The 23,175-nt window shown below is 66.8% G+C and carries 19 protein-coding genes and 1 pseudogene; 13 read left to right on the top strand and 7 right to left on the bottom strand.

From position 1 onward, the window contains the following. Positions 1-24: 24 nt before the first annotated feature. Positions 25-909: an archaetidylserine decarboxylase gene (gene asd, locus V7Z54_RS00485; RefSeq protein ID WP_334133538.1), complete on the bottom strand. Its 885-nt coding sequence runs from the start codon at positions 907-909 to the stop codon at positions 25-27. Between the two features lie 63 nt (positions 910-972). Between asd and V7Z54_RS00490 the strand changes: the two genes are divergently transcribed. Next, entirely contained in the window at positions 973-2,649 is a 1,677-nt protein-coding gene (locus V7Z54_RS00490) for an aminotransferase class III-fold pyridoxal phosphate-dependent enzyme (RefSeq protein ID WP_334133539.1), read from the top strand. A 15-nt stretch (positions 2,650-2,664) separates the two neighbouring features. Here V7Z54_RS00490 and V7Z54_RS00495 read toward each other — a convergent pair whose 3' ends face one another. Then, positions 2,665-3,267, bottom strand: a complete 603-nt coding sequence (locus V7Z54_RS00495; RefSeq protein WP_334133540.1) for a hypothetical protein — start codon at positions 3,265-3,267, stop codon at positions 2,665-2,667. Between the two features lie 312 nt (positions 3,268-3,579). Between V7Z54_RS00495 and V7Z54_RS00500 the strand changes: the two genes are divergently transcribed. The 5 genes from V7Z54_RS00500 to V7Z54_RS00520 all read left to right on the top strand — a co-directional run bounded on the left by V7Z54_RS00500 (position 3,580) and on the right by V7Z54_RS00520 (position 9,554). Continuing rightward, positions 3,580-4,842, top strand: coding sequence for a glycosyltransferase family 4 protein (locus tag V7Z54_RS00500; RefSeq protein ID WP_334133541.1), 1,263 nt, complete (start codon positions 3,580-3,582; stop codon positions 4,840-4,842). Positions 4,843-4,910: 68 nt separating this feature from the next. Beyond that, the gene (locus V7Z54_RS00505; protein WP_334133542.1) at positions 4,911-5,747 is read left to right on the top strand and encodes a GNAT family N-acetyltransferase; all 837 of its coding nucleotides are present in this window, start codon (positions 4,911-4,913) and stop codon (positions 5,745-5,747) included. Then, on the top strand, positions 5,741-6,634 hold the full coding sequence (locus tag V7Z54_RS00510; protein WP_334133543.1) for a UDP-2,3-diacylglucosamine diphosphatase: 894 nt from the start codon (positions 5,741-5,743) through the stop codon (positions 6,632-6,634). Before V7Z54_RS00505 ends, V7Z54_RS00510 begins: the two co-directional genes overlap by 7 nt. 157 nt (positions 6,635-6,791) lie before the next feature. Beyond that, positions 6,792-8,915, top strand: coding sequence for a polyphosphate kinase 1 (ppk1, locus tag V7Z54_RS00515; protein ID WP_334133544.1), 2,124 nt, complete (start codon positions 6,792-6,794; stop codon positions 8,913-8,915). A 165-nt stretch (positions 8,916-9,080) separates the two neighbouring features. Continuing rightward, positions 9,081-9,554, top strand: a complete 474-nt coding sequence (locus tag V7Z54_RS00520) for a SixA phosphatase family protein (protein ID WP_334133545.1) — start codon at positions 9,081-9,083, stop codon at positions 9,552-9,554. 100 nt (positions 9,555-9,654) lie between these two features. Here the strand turns inward: V7Z54_RS00520 and V7Z54_RS00525 are convergent, their stop codons facing one another. Together V7Z54_RS00525 and V7Z54_RS00530 are read right to left on the bottom strand one after the other, a co-directional pair. Continuing rightward, complete coding sequence (locus V7Z54_RS00525; RefSeq protein ID WP_334133546.1) at positions 9,655-11,139, bottom strand: Ppx/GppA phosphatase family protein; 1,485 nt, start codon at positions 11,137-11,139, stop codon at positions 9,655-9,657. 84 nt (positions 11,140-11,223) lie between these two features. After that, positions 11,224-12,831 (bottom strand): annotated as a pseudogene (locus V7Z54_RS00530) (methyl-accepting chemotaxis protein); the annotation flags it as partial. Positions 12,832-13,030: 199 nt separating this feature from the next. Between V7Z54_RS00530 and pstS the strand changes: the two are divergent. The 7 genes from pstS to phoR all read left to right on the top strand — a co-directional run bounded on the left by pstS (position 13,031) and on the right by phoR (position 19,675). After that, the gene (pstS, locus tag V7Z54_RS00535) at positions 13,031-14,068 is read left to right on the top strand and encodes a phosphate ABC transporter substrate-binding protein PstS (protein WP_334133548.1); all 1,038 of its coding nucleotides are present in this window, start codon (positions 13,031-13,033) and stop codon (positions 14,066-14,068) included. Positions 14,069-14,163: 95 nt separating this feature from the next. Further along, positions 14,164-15,144, top strand: a complete 981-nt coding sequence (pstC, locus tag V7Z54_RS00540) for a phosphate ABC transporter permease subunit PstC (RefSeq protein ID WP_443082396.1) — start codon at positions 14,164-14,166, stop codon at positions 15,142-15,144. Positions 15,145-15,146: 2 nt separating this feature from the next. Beyond that, complete coding sequence (gene pstA, locus V7Z54_RS00545) at positions 15,147-16,007, top strand: phosphate ABC transporter permease PstA (protein ID WP_334133550.1); 861 nt, start codon at positions 15,147-15,149, stop codon at positions 16,005-16,007. A 31-nt stretch (positions 16,008-16,038) separates the two neighbouring features. Further along, entirely contained in the window at positions 16,039-16,857 is an 819-nt protein-coding gene (pstB, locus tag V7Z54_RS00550; RefSeq protein ID WP_334133551.1) for a phosphate ABC transporter ATP-binding protein PstB, read from the top strand. After that, the gene (phoU, locus tag V7Z54_RS00555; RefSeq protein WP_334133592.1) at positions 16,857-17,558 is read left to right on the top strand and encodes a phosphate signaling complex protein PhoU; all 702 of its coding nucleotides are present in this window, start codon (positions 16,857-16,859) and stop codon (positions 17,556-17,558) included. Before pstB ends, phoU begins: the two co-directional genes overlap by 1 nt. Continuing rightward, on the top strand, positions 17,555-18,274 hold the full coding sequence (gene phoB / locus V7Z54_RS00560; protein WP_334133552.1) for a phosphate regulon transcriptional regulator PhoB: 720 nt from the start codon (positions 17,555-17,557) through the stop codon (positions 18,272-18,274). Before phoU ends, phoB begins: the two co-directional genes overlap by 4 nt. A gap of 36 nt (positions 18,275-18,310) precedes the next feature. After that, entirely contained in the window at positions 18,311-19,675 is a 1,365-nt protein-coding gene (gene phoR / locus V7Z54_RS00565) for a phosphate regulon sensor histidine kinase PhoR (protein ID WP_334133553.1), read from the top strand. Here phoR and V7Z54_RS00570 read toward each other — a convergent pair. The 3 genes from V7Z54_RS00570 to rho all read right to left on the bottom strand — a co-directional run bounded on the left by V7Z54_RS00570 (position 19,672) and on the right by rho (position 23,127). Further along, positions 19,672-21,375, bottom strand: a complete 1,704-nt coding sequence (locus tag V7Z54_RS00570; RefSeq protein ID WP_334133554.1) for a hypothetical protein — start codon at positions 21,373-21,375, stop codon at positions 19,672-19,674. The two genes, phoR and V7Z54_RS00570, sit on opposite strands and share 4 nt — an antisense overlap. A gap of 153 nt (positions 21,376-21,528) precedes the next feature. Beyond that, a complete protein-coding gene (locus tag V7Z54_RS00575; RefSeq protein WP_334133555.1) occupies positions 21,529-21,786 on the bottom strand; it encodes a type B 50S ribosomal protein L31 in 258 nt (85 codons plus the stop codon). Between the two features lie 75 nt (positions 21,787-21,861). Further along, positions 21,862-23,127 (bottom strand): transcription termination factor Rho, encoded by a 1,266-nt coding sequence (gene rho, locus V7Z54_RS00580; protein ID WP_334133556.1) that lies wholly within the window; start codon positions 23,125-23,127, stop codon positions 21,862-21,864. Positions 23,128-23,175 lie beyond the last annotated feature (48 nt).

Raw genomic sequence — 23,175 nt, forward strand, 5'->3', positions numbered from 1 at the left:
GCGTTGCCGAGGCGGTCGTCGGTGTCACCCTGCAACGGTCGGGGGCACACGGCGCCACAGCGCCTGTCCGGCCCGCACCCGCGTCCCGGTGTCGATGCCTTCGACCAGCGCGAAGGTGGGTGGCACGAACAGGATCAGGGTCGAGCCGTGCTCAAACCAGCCCAGTTCGGCGCCGCGCGGCAACGCCACGTCGCACGGGATTTCGTTGGGGCCGCGGTAGCGCAGGTGCAGCGTCACGTCCAGTGCGTGCAGGCGGATGCTGGCCACCAGGATTGCCGCCACCGCTACGATCGCCATCGGCGTGCCGTCGGGCAGTTCGGTCAACAGGACGGCGCGCTCGTTGCGGCAGAACAGCCGCTCGATGCGACGCAGGGCGATGGGGTTGACGTTCCAGGTGTCGCCGCTGAAGTAGGTCACGTGGCGTAGACGCACATCGCTGGGCGCGTGGAAGCGGTGGTACATCGCCGAGGTTAGCCGCAGCGTCACGAAGCGCCCGTTGGCGAACCGCGCCGCGGCGGATTCACCCATCAGGTCTTGTAGCCGATAGGGAAAGCCCTTGGCTTGCCAGGCGGTGGTGCCCTGCACTGAACCGTTGGCGCCCACGATGGCGTCGCACGGGCTGCACAGCACGTCCGGGTCGGGGTCGAACGGCCGCGCCCCAGGACGCAGCGCGCGCGTAAACACGTCGCGCAGGCTGCGGTACGGGCCGGGTGCGGCGTCGCTGAGGTCAAGTTCGGTAAACAGCCGCCACAGCGCCACCGACACGCGGGTCAGCCGCGGGCTGTCGATGCGGCTGTACCAACCCATCAGGCGCGTCAACGCGATGCGGGGCACGCGGTTGGTGAGCAGAAAGTTCAAATCTTCCTGCAGCAGCACGCGGTCGCGCCAGCGCCGCCAGCGCGCGCTCATGGTCACAGGGGTGTCAAAGGACATGGCTACAACACTGAATCATTTCAGTGAAAGGCATGTGACATGACACCGTGGTGGGCGTGGGCGGGGGTGGCGGCAGCGGCGGCGGCCACGGCACCGTGGGGGATTCAGCGCGTGATGCTGTCGTTGGCCAAGCACCCGTCGCTGGCGGGGCACCCGCGACTGGCGCGGCGCATCTCGCGCTGGGTGCCCGCGTACTGCTTTGCGCTGGAAGATGCCTGGGGACGTGATGGCGCACCGCCAGCGGTGCAGGCCCAGCGACAGTACGCCTTTGTGAGCCTGGGGCAGCGTTTGCGCGCCGCGGCGCCGCGCACGCTGGCGCTGACCGAGCAGGCGCGCGAGGGGCTGCCCGACTTGCAGCTCACCGGGCGCTACCGCGTGCCCTTTCCCTTTTCGGCGCTGGTGCGCGAGCACCTGCCAGTGGGCGCATTCTGGCAGCGATCGGAGGGCGTGGAGCTGATCGACCTGGACGGCAACCGCTACTACGACCTCACCGGCTCCTACGGGGTCAACCTGTACGGGTTGGACTTTTACAAGACGTGTATGGAGCAGGCCGAACAGATGGGGCGGGCGCTGGGCCCGGTGCTTGGCGGCTACCACCCGTGCGTGGCCGACAACGTCGAGCGGCTGCGCCGGTTGTCGGGCATGGATGCGGTGAGTTTTCACATGTCCGGCACCGAGGCGGTAATGCAGGCGGTGCGCCTGGCGCGTTATCACACCGGGCGGCGCTATGTGGTGCGCTTTGCCGGGGCCTATCACGGCTGGTGGGACGACGTGCAGCCCGGCCCCGGCAATCCCGGCACCCCGCGCGACACGCTCACGCTGGCGGACCTGTCGGAGCGCACGCTGCGCGTGCTGCGGCGGCGGCGTGACATTGCGTGCGTACTGGTCAATCCGTTGCAGGCGCTGCATCCCAACCGGGCCGCCCCGGGCGACTCGACGCTGGTGTTGGCCCGCAGTGGCGAAGGCGTGTCGCGCGCTGCCTATGCCGATTGGCTGCGTCGCTTGCGCGAAGTGTGCAGCGCGGCCGGCATTGCACTCATTTTCGATGAGGTGTTTCTGGGCTTTCGCTTGGCCCCCGGCGGCGCCCAGGCGTACTTTGGCGTGCCGGCAGACTTGGTGTGCTATGGCAAGACGCTGGGGGGTGGCTTGCCGATCGGGGTGGTTTGCGGGCGCGCCCACTGGATGCGCCGCTACCGCGACGATCGACCCGCGGACCTGGTGTTTGCGCGCGGCACCTTCAATGCTCACCCTTATGTGATGGCGGCCATGAATGTCTTTTTGCGGCGCTTGGAAGCCCCCGAGATCGCGGCAGACACCCAAGAAGCCGATGCATACTGGGCGACGTGGCTGCAGCGCTTCAACACGGCCTTGCAGCAGGCCGCCGTGCCGGTGCGCGTACGCGGGCTGTCGTCGGTGTGGACCGTGGATTACCCCCAGGTCGGCCGCTACCACTGGTTGCTGCAGTACTACCTGCGCGAGGCCGGATTGGCACTGAGCTGGGTGGGCACTGGGCGCCTCATCTTCAGTCACAACTACCGCGACGAGGAGATGGCGGCGGTGCTGCAGCGTCTGCTGCAGGCGTGCCGCCGCATGACAGCGGACGGCTGGTGGTGGCGCGATCCGGCTTTGACCGACGACATATGGCGCCAGCGTCTGCGCCGTGCGCTGGCGAAAGAAATGGCACGCGCCTGGTGGCAGCGTGCCGCCGCCTTTTGAATTGAGGTGAAGGGTCTAGCTGCGCGGATGCGCGGGGGCCAGCCGCTGTCCGCGCAGCAGCAACAGCGGCGCGCGCCAGTACAGCCGGATATCGTGCAGCGGGTCGGTCAGGATCTTCGTGACCCAGGCCAGCGCCGGCACCGCGCCCTGGGTGTGCAGCAGCTGGCCCATGCGCAGCAGCACGCCGGCCACACCCAACCACAGCCACAGCCAGCCGACGTTGCGCCACAGACCCCAGGCATCGGTGTGCGGCGTCAGCAACCCAAACGCCTCGGGTTCCCACATCAACCCCAGCGGAATCAGAGCCCAGATTCCCATCAGCACCACCTTGCGGCGCAGGTTGTAGCCTACCTTGACCGCCTCCTTGTATTCGTGGCTGACGCCGTTGACGGTGTCAAAGCCCTTGGGCTCGAAAAAGAAGTGACCCGATTGGCGCGTCACCATCGAGATGCCCCAGGCAATGAGCGCCGCTAGCGGGGGGTCGAACAACAGCACGCCATAGGCAACCAGGAAGCTGATCGCGCTGATCAGATGCAGCGCTTGGTTGACGGTGCTTTGGTGGTAGTAGCGGTGGTCGTCCCAGCGCTGTTCGCGCAGGGTGGCAAGAAACGATGGCATCGCGTATCTCCTATGACAGGGGGCCGATAGTGGCGTGAAGGATGATGTCGGGGTGGTATGAAAAACCCGTGACAGGACCTCTGCGGCGCAGGTGTGCGCGGTGCAGTCGGCAAGACGCCGCTGCTCGGGGTGCTGTCGGCCGCACGAGGTAGCCCAGGCGCTCCACTCATCGGGACACGGTCGGGTGGCGCAGGGTCGTCTGCGCGGAGGTGGGGTGGCGCAGGGTAGGGTCGCGCACCCCATGCGCGGTGCCATGCCGCCGGCACCGCGCTGTCATCAAGCTGTCGCGGCCATTGTCGAAGCTACGGTCTCATGGACACCGACCTGTCGATCGAGAGCTTCGTGCCGCGCCGCGCTGCCTTGCGGGTGACGGTGGTCACGGAAACCTTCCCTCCGGAAGTCAATGGCGTGGCCACGTCGCTGGAGCAGCTGGTGCGGGCGCTGCAAGCGCGTGATCACACGCTGCAGCTGGTGCGGCCGCGCCAGCCCAGCGACGGCTACGACCGCGACGGCGCGCGGCTGGGGCTGGAGCAGGTGCTCACCCGGGGTGTGCCGATACCGCGCTACCCCGCACTGCGCATGGGACTGCCCGCGCGCCGTGCCTTGCAGACTCTGTGGTCGCTGCGTCGCCCCGATCTGGTGCACATTGCCACCGAAGGGCCACTGGGCTGGTCGGCGTTGCGCGTGGCGCGCAAGCTGCGCCTGCCGGTCAGCACCGACTTTCGCACCCAGTTCCACGCCTACAGCCAGCATTACGGCATGGGGTTGCTGGCCAAGCCCATCGCCGCCTACCTGCGGCGTTTTCACAACCAGGCCGACTGCACGATGGTGCCGACGGCCGAACTGCGCCAGTGGCTGCTGAACATGGGGTTTGAACGGGTGCACGTGGTCGGGCGCGGGGTGGACACGGAGCGCTTTTCGCCCCGTCACCGCAGCGAAGCCGTGCGGGCGGCCTGGGGGCTGCAGCCGCACGAGCGTGCACTGCTGTACGTCGGTCGCGTGGCGCCGGAGAAAAACCTGGCGCTGCTGGCGCGTGCGGCCGATGCGATGCGCGCGCGTGACCCACGCTGGCGGCTGGTGGTGGTGGGCGATGGCCCGGCACGCGCCGAGCTGCAGCGCCAGCTGCCGTGGGCGGTGTGTGTGGGCTGGCTACAGGCCCAGGCGCTGGGGCAAGCCTACGCCAGCGCGGATTTGCTGGTGTTCCCGAGCCTGACCGAAACCTTCGGCAACGTGGTGGCCGAAGCGCTGGCCAGCGGCCTGCCGGTGCTGGCGTTCGACTATGCGGCTGCGGCCACGTTGCTGCAGCATGGTCGCGGCGGCTGCCTGGTCCCGTATGGCGACGAAGCGGCCTTCGTGCAGGCGGCATTGGCGCTGGCCGCCGATGCTGATCGGCTGGCGCAGCTGCGCGCCGAGGTGGCGGCGTTGCGCACCGTGCCCACGTGGGCCGACGTGGCCAGCCAAGTCGAGCAGATCTGGGTCGAGTGTCTGGCTGCCCATCGCCGCAGTGGCTGGGCAGCGGCTTGGTCGAGCCCATGGCCGGTGCTGCCACGGGCCGGCGACGGGTCATCGTCGTGACACTGCGCTGCCACGCAGATGTCACACCGGCGCTCCAGAATCGAGTGCAGCGAACAGGAGAACCCGCAATGAAGGAACTGCCCACGCCCACGCTGCCTCTGGTCCCGTTTCAGCGTCCCCCGCTGCGCCCCGGTATGCCCGAGCCGCCGCGCGGCGCCTTATCGCGTGACGGCGGCTTGTGCGTGGTGTGGGCGCGGCACGCCGACGAGGTGCGGGAGGCCCAGCGCTTGCGCTATCAGGTGTTCGTGGAGGAAATGGGAGCGCGCCTGCCGGTCAGCGTGCCTGGGCACGACATCGACCTGTTCGACGACTACTGCGAGCACTTGCTGGTGCGTGACCAGGCCAGCGGGCAGGTGGTGGGCACCTACCGTGTGCTGACGCCGGCGCAGGCGCGCCGCATCGGTTGCTTTTACAGCGACACCGAATTCGATCTGACCCGGCTGCGCCCGCTGCGCGACCAGATGGTCGAGCTGGGACGCAGCTGTGTGCACCCGGCGCACCGGCACGGCGGCGTCATCATGGCCCTGTGGGGGGCACTGGCCGACTTCATGGTGCGCAATCAGCTGCACACCATGATCGGCTGCGCCAGCATCCCGATGGGGGCGCCGGGCAGTCCGTCCGCCGGCCACGCCGCCGCCAGCGTGTGGCGCCAGCTGCGCGAGCGTCACCTGGCCTCGGTCGAATACCACGTGCGTCCGCGCCTGCCGCTGCCGGTGGACGCGCTCGACGACAGCCTGCAGGTCGAGCCGCCGGCACTGGTCAAGGGTTATCTGCGCCTGGGTGCCAAGGTGTTGGGCGCACCGGCCTGGGATCCGGACTTCAACACCGCCGACCTGCCGATGATGATGCGGCTGGGCGACATGCCGCCGCGCTACCGGCGTCATCTGCTGGGGGCGCAATGCTGAAGAGCTGGGCGCCCGCGGCGCAGCGCCAGCTGGTGCGCGACGCTTTGCCACCACTGACAGGCGGCCGCGACGTGCGCCCCGCCACCAACGCGGGTGCCGGGGACGACGACGGGGAGCGCAACCCCCCACTGCTGCGCAGTGTTTTTATCTCGGACATTCATCTGGGCACGCCGGGCTGTCAGGCCAAGGCGTTGCTGGGGTTCCTGAAGGCGCACCCCTGCGAGCGGCTGTATCTGGTGGGTGACATCATCGACGGCTGGCAGCTGCGCCGGCGCTGGTACTGGCCGCAAAGCCACAACGATGTGGTGCAAAAAATTCTGCGTGCCGCGCGCAAAGGCTGCCGGGTGATTTTTGTGCCGGGCAATCACGACGAATTCGCGCGGCACTTCGTGGGTCACCACTTCGGCGGTGTGGAGGTGGTGGAGGAGGCCATCCACGTGACCGCTGACGGACGCCGCCTGTGGGTGACGCATGGCGATCTGTACGACGGCGTGGTGCAGTATGCGCGCTGGCTGGCCTATCTGGGGGATAGCCTGTACGAGCTGGCGTTGCGCCTGAACCGGCATCTCAACTCGTGGCGGGCGATGCTGGGACTGCCGTACTGGTCGCTGTCACAGTATCTCAAGCATCGCGTCAAGTCCGCCGTCTCGTTCATCACGCGCTTTGAGGAGGCGTTGGCGCATGAGGCCCGGCGGCGGGGCATGGATGGCGTCGTCTGCGGCCATATCCACCGGCCACAGATGCGCGACATCGACGGCATTTTGTACTGCAACGACGGCGACTGGGTCGAGAGCCTCAGCGCCTTGGTGGAACATGCCGACGGGCGGCTGGAAATCGTGCACTGGGCGGCGCGCGGCGAAGCTGTGGAGATGCGTGCGGCGGCGTAACCGCGACAAAAGCCTGTCATGTTTCTGTCACAAAGCAGGCGCCGTTTCGCGAAATAATTCCATATCATCGTTCCTCGGCGCTGCACCGGGTCCGGCACCGCGTGCATGATTGCTGCGGGTTTGCTGCTGCTTTTTTACCCGATGCGTTTTCGCTAGCATGACGACCGCTGCTTCTCCCGTCCCTGCAACGCCCCCGGTCTCGGCTGCCGCCGCGGCACCGGTGCGCCACGCTTTCCTGGATCGCGACCAGAGTATTCTGGCGTTCAACGAGCGGGTGCTCGACTGGGCGTGCCGCAAGGACGTGCCACTGCTGGAGCGGCTACGCTTTCTGGCCATCGTCTCGTCCAATCTGGATGAGTTTTTTGAGGTGCGGTTTGCGCCCCACCATGCGGCACGCATGGCCAACGAGCAGCGCGGGGCGGCGACGGTGGAGACCTACCACGCGCTGACCCAGCGGGTGCACGCGCTGGTGCAGCGTCAGTATGCGGTCTACAACGACGAGCTGCTGCCGGCGCTGGAAAAGCGCGGCATCCGCATCGTCACGCACGGCGAGCGCAATCCGCGCCAACGCCGCTGGGTGCGCGAGTACTTCGTTAACGAGGTGCAGCCGCTGTTGCTGCCCATCGGGCTCGACCCTTCACACCCGTTTCCGCAGGTAGCCAACAAGTCGCTCAACTTCATCGTGCGGCTGGGCGGGCGCGACGCCTTTGGCCGGGAAAACGACATCGCTATCGTCAAGGTGCCGCGGGCGCTGAAGCGCTTCGTGGCCATGCCGGCCGCGCAGGGCAGCAAGCAGCTGCACTTCGTCTCGATTTCCAGCATCATCCGCACCCATCTGCCGGATCTGTTTCCGGGCCGCACGGTGCTGGAGTTTTCGCAATTTCGCGTCACCCGCCACTCCGATCTGGCGCTGGACGAGGAGGAGGTGAAAAACCTGCGCACGGCGTTGCGCCTGGGGCTGCAGCAGCGCCACTACGGTCAGGCGCTGCGGCTGGAGGTCTCCGCCGGCTGCTCGGACTATCTGGCCAACTTCCTGCTGGAGCAGTTTGGTTTGCCGCCGGAGAGCCTGTACCGCGTGCCGGGGCCGGTCAATCTGGTGCGGCTCAACCAGCTCATCGACCAGATCGACGCGCCGGCGTTGCGCTTCGAGCGCTTCACGCCCGGCTGGCCAGTGGAGCTGACGCCCGGGCAGTCGTTTTTCGAGCGGCTCAAGCGCGGCGACGTGCTGATCCACCAGCCCTACGAGAGTTTCGACGCCGTGCTGGCGTTTCTGCGCGAGGCGGTCGAAGATCCGGACGTGTTGGCGATCAAGCAGACCATCTACCGCACGGGGCAGCGCAGCCAGATGACCGAGCTGCTGCGCGAGGCGGTGCGGCGCGGCAAGGAAGTGACTGCGGTGGTCGAACTCAAAGCCCGCTTTGACGAGGAAGCCAACATCAACCATGCCGAGCAGCTGGAATCGGTGGGGGCGCAAGTGGTGTACGGCATCGTTGGCCTGAAGACGCACGCCAAGATGCTGCTGGTGACGCGGCGCGAGGACGGCCGCCTGGTGCGCTACGCCCATATTTCGACCGGTAACTACAACCCCGGCACCGCCCGCGCCTATACCGACCTGAGCTACCTGAGCGCCGACGAAGCGCTGACCGCCGATGTGGAAGCCATTTTCGGGCATCTGGCCAGCCAGAACCGGTTGCCGCGCCTGAATAAGGTGCTGATGGCGCCGTTCCTGTTGCAAAAAGGCCTGTTGGAGCGTATTGAGGCGACGGTGGCCGCCTGCAAGGCCGGCCAGCCGGCGCGCATCCTGCTGAAGATGAATGCGCTCACCGATGAGCCGCTGGTGCGCGCGCTGGTGCATGCGTCGCAAGCCGGGGTGCAGATCGACGCCATCGTGCGCGGCGCCTGCATCCTGCCCGCCGGGGTGCCGGGCTACACCGACAACGTGCGCATCCGCTCGGTGATCGGGCGCTTTCTGGAGCACTCGCGTGTGTTTTATTTTCAGTGGGGCGAGCGCGAGGAGCTGTGGCTGTCCAGTGCCGACTGGATGAACCGCAACATGCTGCGTCGGGTCGAGCTGGCTTGGCCGGTGTCCGATCCGCACCTGCGCGCGCGCATCATGGACGAGTGCCTGCACCTGTACCTGAATGACCAACGCGATGCCTGGCTGCTGCAGCCCGATGGTACGTATGTGAAGGCCTCGGTGCTGGCGGGCAAGTCCGCACGGGGCAGTGGCATGCTTTCGGCGCAAGGCACGCTGATGGGGCGCTACGGCACCAAGGGGTGATTCCCTGGGCCCGCGCAAACCAGCATGGTTGGTCAGCGGTGGCTGACCGGCTGCTGGGCGATCTGCGGGCCCGTGGGAATGGAGGGGAGGGCTGGCCATGGGGTACCCACGGCATGTCCAGGCACGCAGGCGGCAGACACTGACGCGATGGAGGAATCTGCGACCATGGACCTGATCTTGTGGCGTCACGCCGAGGCGGAAGACCTGGATGAAACCGACGAGCACGGCGGCGACGATTTGTCGCGGCGCCTGACCGCGCGGGGTGAAAAGCAGGCCGCGCGCATGGCCGCGTGGCTCGACCGCCATCTGCCTGAAGGCACGCGCGTGTGGTGCAGTCCGGCCGTGCGGGCCGAGCAGACCGCGCTGGCGCTGGGGCGCAAGTACCGCGTGCGTGCCGAGCTGGCCCCCGGCGCGCCCGCGCAGGCGGTGCTGGACGTGGTGCAGTGGCCGCATGCGCGCCAGCCCGCACTGGTGGTCGGGCATCAGCCAACACTGGGCCAGGTAGTGGCGCAGTTGCTGGGTCTGGTCAGCGGGCAGTGCTCCATCCGCAAGGGGGCCGTATGGTGGCTGCGGCAGCGCGAGCGTGACGGCGACTGGCAAACCATTTTGCTCAGCGTCCAGACGCCGGATTTGCTGTGACCGACCGGCGGGGCTGGGCAGGGACGGGCAGACTGCGGCAGTCCCCGACCGCTGCGATGCGCTCCGCTTACGCCGCCAGCGCGTGGGTCAGGCGCCAGGTCTACGGCAACGACACCACCAGCCGCCATGCCGTGCGCGCCCAATCTTCGGCTTCTTCGTGCAGCAGCCACGCCGACTGCGGATAGCGCTGTGCCCAGCCGCGCGCTGCGTCGAAGTGAAACTGGCGGCGTCCGTAGGTCAGCCGCACCGCCTCGATATCCGGGTCCTTGCGCGCATGACACAGCAGCACGGCTAGCCGCAGGCACAGCAGCTGCTTGACGAACAGCTCGTCGTCTAGGTGCGGCTCGAGCTTGCGCAGCTTGCCGCGCTGCCCCAGAACCAGCAGACTCATGCGGTGCAGCTCCGGCAGCGAAAAGCCGGGCGCATCCACATGGTCCAGAATGTAGGCACCATGCCGGTGCGCGCCGCTGTGCGAGATGTGAGCGCCGATCTCGTGCAGGCGCGCAGCCCAGGCCAGTTTTTGCGAGTAGCGGCCGTTGTGCGGGTCTGGCACCGCCACCTGCTCGAACAGACGCGTGGCGACACGGCTGACGCGGTCGGCCTGCGCCGCGTCAACGGCAAATTTCTGCGCCAGCCAGCGCACGGTGCGCTCGCGCACATCGGTCTGGTCGGAGGCGCGGTCGATCAGATCATAGAGCGCTCCCTGGCGCAACGCCCCCTGCGCGCGGTGCACCTCGTGCCAGTCGAACAGTTCGAACAGGGCCAGCAGGATGCTAAAGCCGCCGGCCAGCACCGGGCGGCGGTCGTCCTTGAGGCCGTCGAGCCGCAGCTCGTTGATGTGGCCGGCGCGTAGTAGCCGCTGCGCCAACCAGTCCATGCCCTCGCGCGTGATCACGCCCAGCCCGAAGCCAGCGTAGCCGAGCATTTCGGCCAGCGCGCCGGCTGTGCCAGAGGAGGCGTACGCCACGTCCCAGCTGCCCTCGGGGAACACATCCAGTGCCTGATCGAGCACCGCTTTGGCGGCGACCACCGCCGTGCGCAGACCGGCCTCGGTCACCCGTCCGCTCGGAAAGTAGCGCTGTGACCAGGCGACGCTGCCCAGCCCGTACGACTCCATGCGCAGCGGCCGGTAGCCCTGGCCCAAAATCACCTCGGTCGAGCGTCCGCCGATGTCCACCACCAGGCGGCGCTCGTCAGACTGCGGCAGCAGGTGCGACACTCCCTGGTAGATGAGGCGGGCCTCCTCGTGGCCCGCGATGACCTCGATCGGAAAACCCAGCACGGCCTGCGCGCGGGCAAGGAAGACGTCGCGGTTGCGCGCCTCGCGCAGCGTCTGTGTGGCCACGGCGCGCACGTGGCGACGCTCGAAGGTGCGCAGTTTTTCCGCGAAGCGCGCCAGACACGCCCAGCCGCGCTCCATCGCGTCTGCCGACAGGGCCTTGGCCTCGTCGAGGCCGGCGCCCAGTCGCACGGTCTCCTTCAGGTATTCGACACGTTCGATGTGGCCGCCACTGTAGCGGCCGATTTCGAGGCGAAAGCTATTCGAGCCGAGGTCGAGCGCGGCCAGTAGGGTTCCGTCTTGCATGCAAGGGCTTTCGGTTGCGTACCTGAGCATACCAAAGGCAGGCGGGGACCTGCGGGCCCGCAGCCCGCCCGCGCTGAGGACCCATCAGGCCGCGACCGTGGCGTCCGCAGCGGCAGGCCGCTGCGCCGTGCCGTCGGCAGGCAGCCGCGGCAGGAGCTCGTCCGTCGCGGTGCGGAAATAGCGCACCGTCTGTGCCAGCTGGTGTGCCTGAGCGCGCAGGGCGGCAGCCGCCAGGTTGGCATCGAGCACGCGGTCGGCATTGCGCCTGACCGTTTCATCGAGCGTGTGCCAGGCGGAACGAATGCGTTCGACATCGGCAGCCTGTGCCGTGCCGGCCTGCGCCATGGTGTCGATCAGGGCCGTGATGCGGCCGATCTGCTCGACCATCGCCTGCACGCTGTGCCCCGCCTGCTGCACCAGGGCGGCGCCGGCCTCGATGCGGCCCACGCTGTCGGCGATCAGGTCCTTGATCTCACGCGCCGCCGCCGCGCTGCGCTGGGCCAGCGAGCGCACCTCGCTGGCTACGACGGCAAACCCCCGGCCGGCCTCACCCGCCCGTGCGGCCTCCACCGCGGCGTTGAGGGCCAGAATGTTGGTCTGAAAGGCGATGGCATCGATGACGCCGGTGATGTCGGCGATGCGCTGCGAGCTGCCAGAGATCTCGCCCATCGTGCTGACCATGCGCTGCATCAGCTGCCCGCCGTCACCGGCGGCCTGACGCGCGTCGGCCGCCAGCGCCGATGCCTGCCGGGCGGTGGCGCTGTTGTGCGCGACCGCGTCGTGCAGCCGTCCCAAGGCATGGTCGGTGACCAGCAAATCGGCGTGCAGCGCAGCAGCGCGCTGCGACAGCTCCTCGCCCACCGCCGCGATGCCGTCGGCGCCGCCGAGGACGCCTGCGCAGACGTCGCGCACTTCGCCGATCACCCCTGTCAGGCGTGCGCGCATGTCAGACAGTGCGGCCAGGACCTCGGTCATCTCATCGTGCCCGTCCACGGCGGTGCCGCCCGCCAGGTCTCCTTGAGCAATGCGGGCACAACCGGCTACCGCACCGCGCAGCGGCACCGTGATGGAGCGCGTGATGGCCCAAGCGAGCACTGCTCCCAGCAGCACCGCCAGCAGCGTGGCGCCGAGCAGGACCGCGGCGGCCGTGCGGCGCAGTTGCTCCGACTCCTCATACGCCGCATTGGCCTGCACCAGCAGCTCGTCCAGTCGCTGTTGTAATCCTTGCTTCACGTCCGCTTCCAGCGGCTTGACCTTCAACAGATACAGTTCCTGCGCATCGTCATAGCGCCCTTCGGCCATCGCTCGCGCGGCGGTGTTCAGCCCCTCATTGCGGTAGCGGTTCAGCGCCGCTTCCGTGATCGACAGGGCCTCACCTGCACCGCCCTCTCCCGATGGGGCATGCGCCAGCGCCTGCCACAGGATCGATAGCCGCTCGTCGTTGGCCTGGAATTCGGCGCTCTGGCGCTCCACGTTGGCGCGCCCCGGGTCGATCAACATGTCCATCAGCAGCGCCCGGTTGCGCTGCAGCAGCTGGTTGACTTCACCGAGCTGCTGCAGGGGCACGGCGCGCTGCTGATAGACGACCGTCACGTGATCGCTGATGCGATCGGTGACCAGCAGTCCGGTGAGCGCGACCGCCATCAACAGACTGAGCAGCAAACCGAAGGCGAGCGCCAGCCGCGCGCCGATACGAAGCGAACGCAACCTCATAGGTGTGAACGAGTTGTGATGGGGGGCGGATTGTGCGCGGTCAGGATGAAGGGGCTGTGACAGATAGATGGTGCAATGCAGGCGGGATGGGGCAGACCTGCGCGCGTCCTGTCATAAAAGCGTCACAGATGGCGCCTATAGTGCCATCCGTCTCGACCAACCGGACGAAAGGAGTCCCATGAAGCGTCAGTTCCTCAAGACCATCGCGGCCGCAGCCGTGGCCTCCGTGACCCTCGGCTGGAGTGGCGTGGCCAACGCCGCCGACATCACGGGCGCGGGCGCCACGTTTCCGTTCCCCATCTATGCCAAGTGGGCGGAAGAGTACAAAAAGGTCACCGGCGTCGGTCTGAACTACCAGTCGATCGGCTCCTCGGGCGGCATTCGCCAGATCCGCGCCAAGACGGTGGCCTTTGGCGCCACCGACGCCCCGCTGCCGGGTGCCGAACTGGACAAAGACGGCATGGTGCAGTTCCCGGCCATCATCGGTGGCACGGTGCCGATCTTCAACCTGGACGGCTTTGGCAAGGGTGATCTGCGTATCACCGGCCCGGTGCTGGCCGAGATGTTCATGGGCAAGATCACCAAGTGGAACGATCCCAAGATCGCCGCGCTGAACCCGGGCAAGAATCTGCCTGATCTGGCCATCACGGTGGTGCATCGCGCCGACGGCTCGGGCACGACGTTCAACTTCACCGACTACCTGAGCGCGGTGAGCAAGGAGTGGGCCGACACGGTGGGCAAGGGCGCCTCGGTCAAGTGGGGTGCGCCGACCGCCGTCGGCGGCAAGGGCAACGAAGGCGTGGCGGCCAACGTCCAGCGCATCAAGGGCTCGATCGGCTACGTCGAGTATGCCTACGCCAAGAAAAACAACATTCCGGTTATGCAGCTGCAAAATCGCAACGGCAAGTTCGTCATGCCCGATGACACCACATTTGCGGCGGCGGCTGCCGGTGCCGACTGGTTCAGCGTGCCCGGGATGGGCATTTCGCTGGTCAACCAGCCGGGTGACAACGCCTACCCGATCGTGACCGCCTCGTTTATCCTGATGTACAAAGAGCCCACCAACAAGAGCGAAAGTGCCGAAGTGCTCAAGTTCTTCGACTGGGCGTTCAAGAACGGCAAACAGATGGCGATCGACCTCGACTACGTGCCGCTGCCGGACAAGCTGACGGCCGACATTCGCAGCCGCGTCTGGTCGCAGATCAACCTCAAGTGAGGCCAACCTGACGGGCACCCGTCGGCGGCTGGGGTCGCCGGCGGGATTTTTGTTGGGTATCCTCGGAGGGTTGACCGATGCCCGTGGACATCACCATGACAGACCAGCCACAGCGCACCACCGACGACGTCGCACGCGTACAAGCCATCGCCCGCCGCCAGCGCTGGGAAGACGCACTGTTTCACCGGGTCACGCAGGCGTTCTCACTGCTCGTGCTGGCGGCGCTGCTTGGTATTATCGTCTCGCTGCTGGTGACGGCGTGGCCGGCGCTGCGCAAGTTCGGTGTGGCTTTCCTGTGGACGGTGGAGTGGGACATCGTCAACGAGGAGTTTGGCGCGGCGATCGCCATCGTGGGCACGCTCGTCACGTCGGGGATCGCGCTGTTGCTGGCCGTGCCCCTGGCGTTCGGTATCGCCCTGTTTCTGACTGAGACCTGCCCGTTGTGGTTGCGGCGTCCGCTGGGCACGGCGGTCGAGCTGCTGGCTGCGGTGCCATCCATCATCTATGGCATGTTCGGTCTGTTCGTGTTCGCCCCGCTGTTTGCCGACTACGTGCAGGTACCGCTGCAGCAGGTGCTGGGGGGCATGCCGCTGATCGGCTGGCTGTTCGGCGGCGCGCCCACTGGCATCGGCATCCTGACGGCGGGCATCATCCTGGCATTCATGATTCTGCCCTTCATCGCGGCGGTGATGCGCGACGTGTTCGAGATCGTGCCTGGCATCCTGCGTGAGTCGGCGTATGGTCTGGGGTGCACCACATGGGAGGTCGTGCGGCACGTGGTACTGCCCTATACGCAGAAAGGGGTGGTGGGGGGCATCATGCTGGGCCTGGGGCGCGCGCTGGGCGAGACGATGGCAGTGACGTTTGTCATTGGCAACGCCAACCGCATGCCGACGTCGCTGTTTTCGCCGGGGACGTCGATTGCGTCGACGCTGGCCAACGAATTTGCCGAGGCGGCCGACTTCCATCTGGCTACGTTGTTTGCGCTGGGTCTGCTGTTGTTTCTCATCACGTTCGTGGTGCTGGCGCTGGCCAAACTGATGATTTTGCGGGCCGAGAAGGCCAAGGGGCTGTGACCATGGCAAACACGATGGATGTGACGCTGTACCGCAAGCGCCGCCGCGCCAATCGGGTGGGCTTGACCCTGTCGATGATTGCCATGGCGCTGGGCTTGATGGGGCTGCTGTGGATTCTGTACGTGCTGCTGGTCAACGGCTTTGCCGCACTGGACCTAAACTTGTTCACCCAGGACACACCGGCACCGGGTACTGAGGGCGGCGGCCTGCGCAACGCCATCGTCGGCAGCCTGATGATCGTCGGACTGGCACTGTTGGTCTCGACGCCCATCGGCATTCTCGCCGGGGTGTATCTGGCCGAGTATGGGCACACCAGCCGCACGGCATCGTTCACCCGCTTTGTCACCGACATCATGCTGTCGGCCCCCTCGATCGTGCTGGGCTTGTTTGTGTACGCCATTGCGGTGGCCACCGTCGGGCACTTTTCAGGCTACGCGGGCAGCCTGGCGCTGTCGCTGATTGCGATTCCGGTCGTGGTGCGCACCACCGAGAACATGCTGCGCCTGGTGCCGGGCAGCCTGCGCGAGGCCGCTTTTGCACTGGGGGCGCCGCGCTGGAAGGTGGCCACGATGGTGACCCTGCGTGCCGCCAAGAGTGGCGTCATCACCGGCGTGTTGCTGGCGCTGGCACGCATCAGCGGTGAGACGGCGCCGCTGCTGTTCACGGCCCTGAACAATCAGTTTTTCAACACCGACATGGGCAAGCCCATGGCCAACCTACCGGTGGTCATTTTTCAGTTTGCGATGAGCCCTTACGACAACTGGATCCGGCTGGCCTGGGGTGGTGCGCTGCTGATCACACTGGCCGTGTTGGTGCTCAACACCCTGGCTCGCGTGGTGTTCCGAGAGCGTGCCGCGCGGTAAAACTCCAAACCGAACGCATATTCGCAACGATATGAATACGACCATCTCCACCGCTGCGGCGCTCGGTGAAAACCGCGTCAGCGCCGGCGCGCCCGAACGCAACGCCCTTGAGATCCGCAACCTCAATTTCTTCTACGGCGATTTCCAGGGTCTGAAAAACGTCACGCTCAATATCCCCGAGCGGCGTGTGACCGCCTTCATCGGTCCGTCGGGCTGTGGCAAATCGACGCTGCTGCGCACGCTCAACCGCATGTACAGCCTCTACCCGGGGCAGCGCGCCGAAGGGGAGATCCTGTTCGAGGGGCGCAATATCCTCGACCCGAAACAGGACCTGAATCTGCTGCGCGCGCGCATCGGCATGGTGTTTCAAAAGCCCACGCCATTTCCGATGACGATCTATGAAAACATCGCTTTCGGCGTGCGGCTGTATGAGAAGCTGTCCAAGTCGGAGATGGACGATCGCGTCGAGTGGGCGCTGACGAAGGCGGCGCTGTGGAATGAAGTCAAAGACAAGCTGCACCAAAACGGCTTGTCGCTGTCGGGTGGCCAGCAACAGCGTCTGTGTATCGCGCGCAGCGTGGCGGTCAAGCCGTCGGTGGTGCTGCTGGATGAGCCGACCTCCGCGCTCGACCCCATTTCCACTGGCAAGATCGAGGAGCTCATCCACGAGCTCAAGAACGACTACACGATCGCCATCGTGACGCACAACATGCAGCAGGCAGCGCGCTGCAGCGACTACACCGCCTACATGTATTTGGGTGAGCTGATCGAATTTGGCGAGACAGAACAGATCTTCGTCAAGCCCAAGCGCACCGAGACCGAAGACTACATCACCGGGAGGTTCGGCTGATCATGGAAAAGCATCTGTCCAGTCAGTACGACGAGGAGCTCAATCGGATCTCCACCAGCGTGCTCGAAATGGGTGGCGTGGTGGAGTCTCAGCTGCGGCATGCCTCCTATGCCATTTACCAACAGGACCTCAGTGCGGCGCAGCACGTGCTGGAGCTGGAGGAGCGGGTCAACCGGCTGGAGGTCGACATCGACCGCGACATCACATCGGTGATGAGCCGGCGCCAGCCCACCGCGCGCGACCTGCGACTGCTCGTCGGGGTGTCGCGCGTGATCGTCAACCTGGAGCGCTCGGGCGATGAGGCCGCGCGCATTGCCCGCATGATGCGCGACTTTGTCAACGAAGGCTCGCCGCGCACGCTGCCGCTGGACGACTTGGTGCATGGTGCGACGTTGGCTGCGGAATCGATCCGGACCGCCCTGGACGCGTTTGCGCGCCTGGACGTCGATGCGCTGCTCAAAGTCATCGATGCCGACGACCGCATCGATGTTATCTACGAAGGCTTTCTGCGCAAGCTCATCACCTACATGATGGAAGACCCGCGCATGATCACGCCCTGTTTGCACCTGACATTTTTGGCCAAAGCCATCGAGCGCATTGGCGACCATGCGAAAAACATCGCCGAGGCGGGTGTGTACGTGGCGGTCGGCAAGGACATCCGCCATGTATCGCCGCAACAACGCGAGTCGGTGTTGAAATGAGAAAGCTGCCCCGCGTGCTGGTGGTGGAGGATGAGCCGGCCATCGCCGAGCTCATCGCCGTCAACCTGCGGCACAACGGCTTTGCCCCCATCGTGGTGTTCGACGCCGATGCGGCGCGGCGCGAGGTGGAGGCGGTGCTGCCGGACGTTGTCCTGCTGGACTGGATGCTGCCGGGGGGCAGTGGCCTGGCACTGGCCCGTCTGTGGCGCAGTCACGAACGCACCAAGGGTGTGCCGATCATCATGTTGACCGCTCGCTCGGAGGAGTCGGACAAGGTACAGGGGTTGGATGCAGGTGCGGACGACTATGTCACCAAGCCGTTTTCAACCCAGGAGCTGCTGGCGCGCATCCGTGCCGTGCTGCGGCGCCGGGTGCCGGAGGCGGTACCAGACCGGGTGGCCGCTGGTGCCCTGGTGCTCGATGCCGAAGCGCATCGCGTCAGCTTCGAGGGGCGCGAGCTGCGCATGGGACCCACCGAATTTCGGTTGTTGCACTTCTTGATGAAGCACCCGGAACGTGTGCATTCGCGCTCGACCCTGCTCGACCGCGTCTGGGGAGACCACGTTTTTATCGAAGAGCGCACCGTCGACGTCCACATCAAGCGGCTGCGTGAGGCGTTGGGCCCGGCCGGGGTGGCGCTGGAGACGGTGCGCGGCGCCGGTTACCGCTTCACCGCCCGTCCCCTGCAGACGCCCGTCGATACCGCCAGCGCCTAAGCGCGCAGGGCGGGGCGTGGGTATGATCGGCTGCGCATGCCGCGTTCATTCGAACTGACGATCGCCGTCGCGCTGGGGGCCGTCGTCGGGATGACATGGCCGTCCGGAATGGTGGCTACCCTGGTCGGTGCGCTGGTTGGCGCATGGGCCTGGCTGTGGTGGGATGCGCGCCGAGCCGCGCGCCTGCTGTGCTGGCTTGAAGAGCCCAGGGGGGCATCGCCCGCCCGCCTTGGTCCGCTGTGGGAGGAAGTGGCCATGCGCGCGCGGCGCGCGATCAAGGCGGCCAATCGCAAGGCGCGCAAGGCCAGCGCGCGTCTGCAAGCCCTCCTGTCGGCGATCCAGGCGGCACCGAATGGCATCGTGCTGCTTGACAAGCAGGGCTGCATCGAGTGGTGCAACCTGATGGCCGGCGTCCACTTGGGGTTTGATGCCCGGCGCGATATCGGACAACGCATCCGCAACCTGGTGCGGGATCCGGCGTTCATCGCTTATCTCAACCGCGGCGATTACGCACACCCGGTGGAAATCGACGGGCGGGCGGCGCGGCCTGGACATCCGCAGCACATCGCGGTACAGCTCTTTCCTTACAGCAAGGGGCGGCGCCTGATGCTGACGCGCGACGTCACCACGATCGAACTGGCTGAAGCCATGCGGCGCGACTTCGTGGCCAATGTGTCGCACGAGATCCGCAGCCCGCTGACGGTCATCACCGGCTTTATCGAGACGCTGCAGACGCTGGATCTGGCGCCCGAGGAGCGTGCCCACTTCTTGACGCTGATGCAGCAGCAGGCGCAGCGCATGCAGCGCTTGGTAGACGACCTACTGCTGCTGTCACGCCTAGAGGGCAGCCCGCTGCCGGACGATTCGGAGCAGGTGGGGGTGCACGACTGGGTGGCCGAGGCGATGACGCAGGCGCTGGCACTGTCCGACGTCCTGCATGGGGGTACCCAGACGCTGACAGTCGTCGAGGGGCCGCCTGTAGTCGTGGCCGGGTCACGCAGCGAGCTGCTCAGTGCGCTGGGCAACCTGCTGTCGAATGCGGTGCGCTACGGCGGTTCCCAGGGGCACATCGAAACCGGCTGGCGCTTGCGTGCCGACGGCGGGCTGGAGGTGTGGGTGCGGGATGACGGCCCGGGTATCGCGGCGGAGCACCTGCCACGGCTGACCGAGCGCTTCTACCGCGTCGACCGCAGCCGTTCGCGCGACAGCGGCGGCACTGGTCTGGGGCTGGCGATCGTCAAGCACGTCGTGCAACGCCACGGTGGCGAGCTGGGCATCGATAGCACCGTGGGTGTCGGATCGACATTTCGACTCGGGCTGCCTGCGGCGCGGGTGCGCCTGGACGACAGCGTCAGTTCCGCCCGCACGGGGTTGCCGGGGACGGCTCTGGAAACCCCCTAATGGTCTGCGCGGGGGACGTTGCCGCGCTCGAACACCAGCCAGCGTTCGCGGTTTTCACGCAGACGGGGCACTTCGGTGCGCAGGCGCCACGCATGACCGTTTAGCACCGGTGCCAGCTGCGCATAGGCGGCCGGAGCCACCACCAGCACCGGGCAGGGCGGAATGGCCGCCGGGGTGGCGCGCCGCACCGTCAGCCCGCCGTGATGCTGCAAGCCGGCAATACGCGCGGCGTCCAGCCCGGCCACGGCCACACAGGCCCCGGGCGGCACCAGCGCGGCCACGCGCCGCGAGATGGGGGCCTGACCCATGCCATAGTTGAGCAGGGGCAGCCACAGGGTCATCAGCAGCAGCCAGTTCAGGGTCAGACCGGACGCGGACAGCACCAGACCCTTCCACAGCGCAGGGGTGTGACGACTCAGGCGCCAAACGACGATGGCCAGCCATGCCAGGCTGGCCAGCAGCGCAGGGGCAAACAGGCGCAGCTCGAACGTGGGTTCGAAACCGGGCACCAGCCGCGCCACGTTGGCCGCCGGTTTGGCCGGAACGCCCGTGTGCATCGCCACCCAGATCACCCAGATGACGACCGCGGCTCCGGTAAAAAAGACCAGTGCAAACCAGTCCATGGCGGCGGCCATCCCGCGGCGCAGGGTCGGCAGCGCGAACGCTGCCAGTGTGGCCAGCGGCGGCAGCGCCAGCAGCAGGGTACGGTCATCGCCGCCTTCCAGGATGGTGGCTACCAGAATCAGTGCCACGCAGCTCAGGGGCCAGCCGATGTGTGGCGCGCGCCAGCGCGCCCGCCAACGCCACAGCGCCCACAGCGCTAGTGCCGCTGACGGCCACACAAACCACGCCAGCAGCCGCGCCAGACGGTGCCAGGCGTCCACCGTTAGCCATGAGCGGAGCTCGACGTCCCACAGTTGGGGCCAGCGTCCGGCGTGCATCGCCAGCGTCAGCGCCGCACCCAGCGCCGACAGCGTACCCAACCCCGCCCACACACACAGTCGACGCGGTTGTCGGGGCCACCACCACAGCAGCGCGGCCCCGCCCAGCGCCGCGCCCAGCCAGGGGGCGCCCGACAAGGACAGTCCCCAAGCGGCGGTCCACCAGCTCAGCAGCAGCGGGCCGCGCCGGCTAGGCCCCGACAGGCCGCGGGCGACGGTGTGAAACAGCACTGTGGCAAACGCCAGCTGCGCCGTGGCCGCGGTGGCCTCGTGCGAGCGCATCGCCAACCCGAGGGTGGCCACCAGCGCCAGCAGCGCGCCATCGGCCAGCGCGCGCGCGTAGTCGGATGCCGCAACGCGCTCGCCAAACGCCAGATCGACCGGCTGCGCCGCCGGATCCCGCGCCAGCCGGTAGGTGGCATACCAGGTGCCCGCCAGGGCCAGCCCCAGCAGGGCGATGAAAGGCAGGCGCGCCGCCCATTCGGCTGACAGTCCCGGCAGCAGCGCCATGGCACCCGCGCCCAACCAGTAGGGCAGCCATGCCAGCGCTCCGGCAGCTTCCCCCAGCACCTGCGGCGCCAGCAGGGGGCCGCCACTGCGCATGTCCAACATCACCGCGAAAGCCGTCAGGTCGTCCGGCCGCCACGGGTCACGCCCGACGAAGCCGGGCAACACGAACGCCGCCACCAACAGCCAGGGCACCCAGCGCGGCAGGCGTCGCGCGGCGGCGGCGGTGACCAGGGCGGGCGTCGGATGCATCAGGGGCAGACAGTGAAACCGGGCTGGGTCGGCATTATCGGAGCAGGACCCGCTGGGGTTTGAGGGCGCGCTGAGCGGTCGACGCGGGCCGCAGCGCAGCGTCAATGAAAAGAGCAGCTCGAGGCTGCTCTGTTCCGGTCCGGGCCACCCGGTTTACTTGGTGGCTGTGCGCGCGTAGCGGTTGCGGAATTTTTCCACCCGGCCCCCCATCGTGTCCACCGTCTTCTGGGTGCCGGTGTAGAACGGGTGCGATTCGCTGGACGTTTCGAGCTTGAACAGCGGCAGCTCGCGGCCGTCGTCGAGCTTGATGGTTTCTTTGGTGGGTGCGCACGAGCGGATGATGAACTGCGCACCGTTGGACAGGTCGACGAAGCAGACTTCGCGGTAGTTCGGGTGGATGCCTTCTTTCATGGTCGTTTACCTGCTGCAGTAGCCACTGCCGGCCCATCCGGCGCACTTGCTGCAAAGTCTTCCATTATAAGGGTATCAGCCGCCGCGCCGCATCAGCTCGAAGAATTCCTGGTTGTTCTTGGTCTGCTTCATGCTCTTGAGCACCATCTCCATCGCCTCGATCTCGTCCATGTTGTAGAAGAACTGGCGCAGGATGCGAGTCTTCTGCAGGATTTCGGGCGCCAGCAGCAGCTCTTCGCGGCGGGTGCCGCTGCGGCTGAGCTGGATGGAGGGAAAGACGCGTTTTTCGTACAACCGGCGGTCGAGGTGGATTTCGCAATTGCCGGTGCCCTTGAATTCCTCGAAAATCACCTCATCCATGCGGCTGCCAGTATCCACCAGCGCGGTGGCGATGATGGTGAGGCTGCCGCCCTCTTCCACGTTGCGGGCGGCACCGAAGAAGCGCTTGGGCCGCTGCAGGGCGTTGGCGTCCACGCCGCCGGTCAGCACCTTGCCCGATGACGGCAGCACGTTGTTGTAGGCGCGCGCCAGACGGGTGATCGAGTCGAGCAGGATCACGACGTCTTTCTTGAGCTCCACCAGGCGCTTGGCGCGCTCGATCACCATCTCGGCCACGTGCACGTGGCGCGCCGCCGGCTCGTCGAAGGTGGAGGCGATGACTTCGCCGCGCACCGTGCGTTGCATTTCGGTGACTTCTTCAGGGCGCTCGTCCACCAGCAGCACCATCAGGATCACCTCAGGGTAGTTGGTGGTGATGGCGTGCGCGATGTGCTGCATCATCACCGTTTTGCCGCTCTTGGGCGGCGCAACGATGAGCGCGCGCTGCCCCTTGCCGATGGGGGCAATGATGTCGATGATGCGGCCGGTGATGTTTTCCTCGCTCTTGAGCCCCTCGCGCTCGAGCTTCATCTGTTCTTTGGGGAACAGCGGCGTGAGGTTCTCGAACATGATCTTGTGCTTGTTCTGCTCGGGTGGCAGGCCGTTGATCTTGTCGAGCTTGTTCAGCGCAAAGTAGCGCTCCCCGTCCTTGGGGATACGCACGTCGCCCTCGATCATGTCGCCGGTGTGCAGGTTGAAACGGCGAATCTGGCTGGGCGAGATGTAGATGTCGTCGGTGCTGGCGGTGTAGCTGGCACTGGGGTCGCGCAGGAAGCCAAAGCCGTCGGGCAACACTTCCAGCACGCCGTCGGCAAAGACCTGCTCGCCGGCCTTGGCGCGTCGCTTGATGATGGCAAACATCAGCTCCTGCTTGCGCAGGCGGCTGGCGTTTTCGATCTCGAGCTCCTCGGCCATCTTCAGCAGTGCCGAGACGTGCAGGGCCTTCAGTTCGTTGAGGTGCATGTAAGGAAACTCCGACCGGAGAATGGGCAGCGGCGGCGAAGCCGGTGG

Source organism: Tepidimonas sp. (assembly GCF_036824975.1).
Taxonomy (GTDB): Bacteria; Pseudomonadota; Gammaproteobacteria; order Burkholderiales; family Burkholderiaceae_C; genus Tepidimonas.

Bases quoted from the DNA above. Each gene is read 5' to 3' on its own strand.
- asd (WP_334133538.1), bottom strand. From the start codon at position 909: ATGAGCGCGCGCTGGCGGCGCTGGCGCGACCGCGTGCTGCTGCAGGAA.
- V7Z54_RS00490 (WP_334133539.1), top strand. From the start codon at position 973: ATGACACCGTGGTGGGCGTGGGCGGGGGTGGCGGCAGCGGCGGCGGCC.
- V7Z54_RS00495 (WP_334133540.1), bottom strand. From the start codon at position 3,267: ATGCCATCGTTTCTTGCCACCCTGCGCGAACAGCGCTGGGACGACCAC.
- V7Z54_RS00500 (WP_334133541.1), top strand. From the start codon at position 3,580: ATGGACACCGACCTGTCGATCGAGAGCTTCGTGCCGCGCCGCGCTGCC.
- V7Z54_RS00505 (WP_334133542.1), top strand. From the start codon at position 4,911: ATGAAGGAACTGCCCACGCCCACGCTGCCTCTGGTCCCGTTTCAGCGT.
- V7Z54_RS00510 (WP_334133543.1), top strand. From the start codon at position 5,741: ATGCTGAAGAGCTGGGCGCCCGCGGCGCAGCGCCAGCTGGTGCGCGAC.
- ppk1 (WP_334133544.1), top strand. From the start codon at position 6,792: ATGACGACCGCTGCTTCTCCCGTCCCTGCAACGCCCCCGGTCTCGGCT.
- V7Z54_RS00520 (WP_334133545.1), top strand. From the start codon at position 9,081: ATGGACCTGATCTTGTGGCGTCACGCCGAGGCGGAAGACCTGGATGAA.
- V7Z54_RS00525 (WP_334133546.1), bottom strand. From the start codon at position 11,139: ATGCAAGACGGAACCCTACTGGCCGCGCTCGACCTCGGCTCGAATAGC.
- pstS (WP_334133548.1), top strand. From the start codon at position 13,031: ATGAAGCGTCAGTTCCTCAAGACCATCGCGGCCGCAGCCGTGGCCTCC.
- pstC (WP_443082396.1), top strand. From the start codon at position 14,164: ATGACAGACCAGCCACAGCGCACCACCGACGACGTCGCACGCGTACAA.
- pstA (WP_334133550.1), top strand. From the start codon at position 15,147: ATGGCAAACACGATGGATGTGACGCTGTACCGCAAGCGCCGCCGCGCC.
- pstB (WP_334133551.1), top strand. From the start codon at position 16,039: ATGAATACGACCATCTCCACCGCTGCGGCGCTCGGTGAAAACCGCGTC.
- phoB (WP_334133552.1), top strand. From the start codon at position 17,555: ATGAGAAAGCTGCCCCGCGTGCTGGTGGTGGAGGATGAGCCGGCCATC.
- phoR (WP_334133553.1), top strand. From the start codon at position 18,311: ATGCCGCGTTCATTCGAACTGACGATCGCCGTCGCGCTGGGGGCCGTC.
- V7Z54_RS00570 (WP_334133554.1), bottom strand. From the start codon at position 21,375: ATGCATCCGACGCCCGCCCTGGTCACCGCCGCCGCCGCGCGACGCCTG.
- V7Z54_RS00575 (WP_334133555.1), bottom strand. From the start codon at position 21,786: ATGAAAGAAGGCATCCACCCGAACTACCGCGAAGTCTGCTTCGTCGAC.
- rho (WP_334133556.1), bottom strand. From the start codon at position 23,127: ATGCACCTCAACGAACTGAAGGCCCTGCACGTCTCGGCACTGCTGAAG.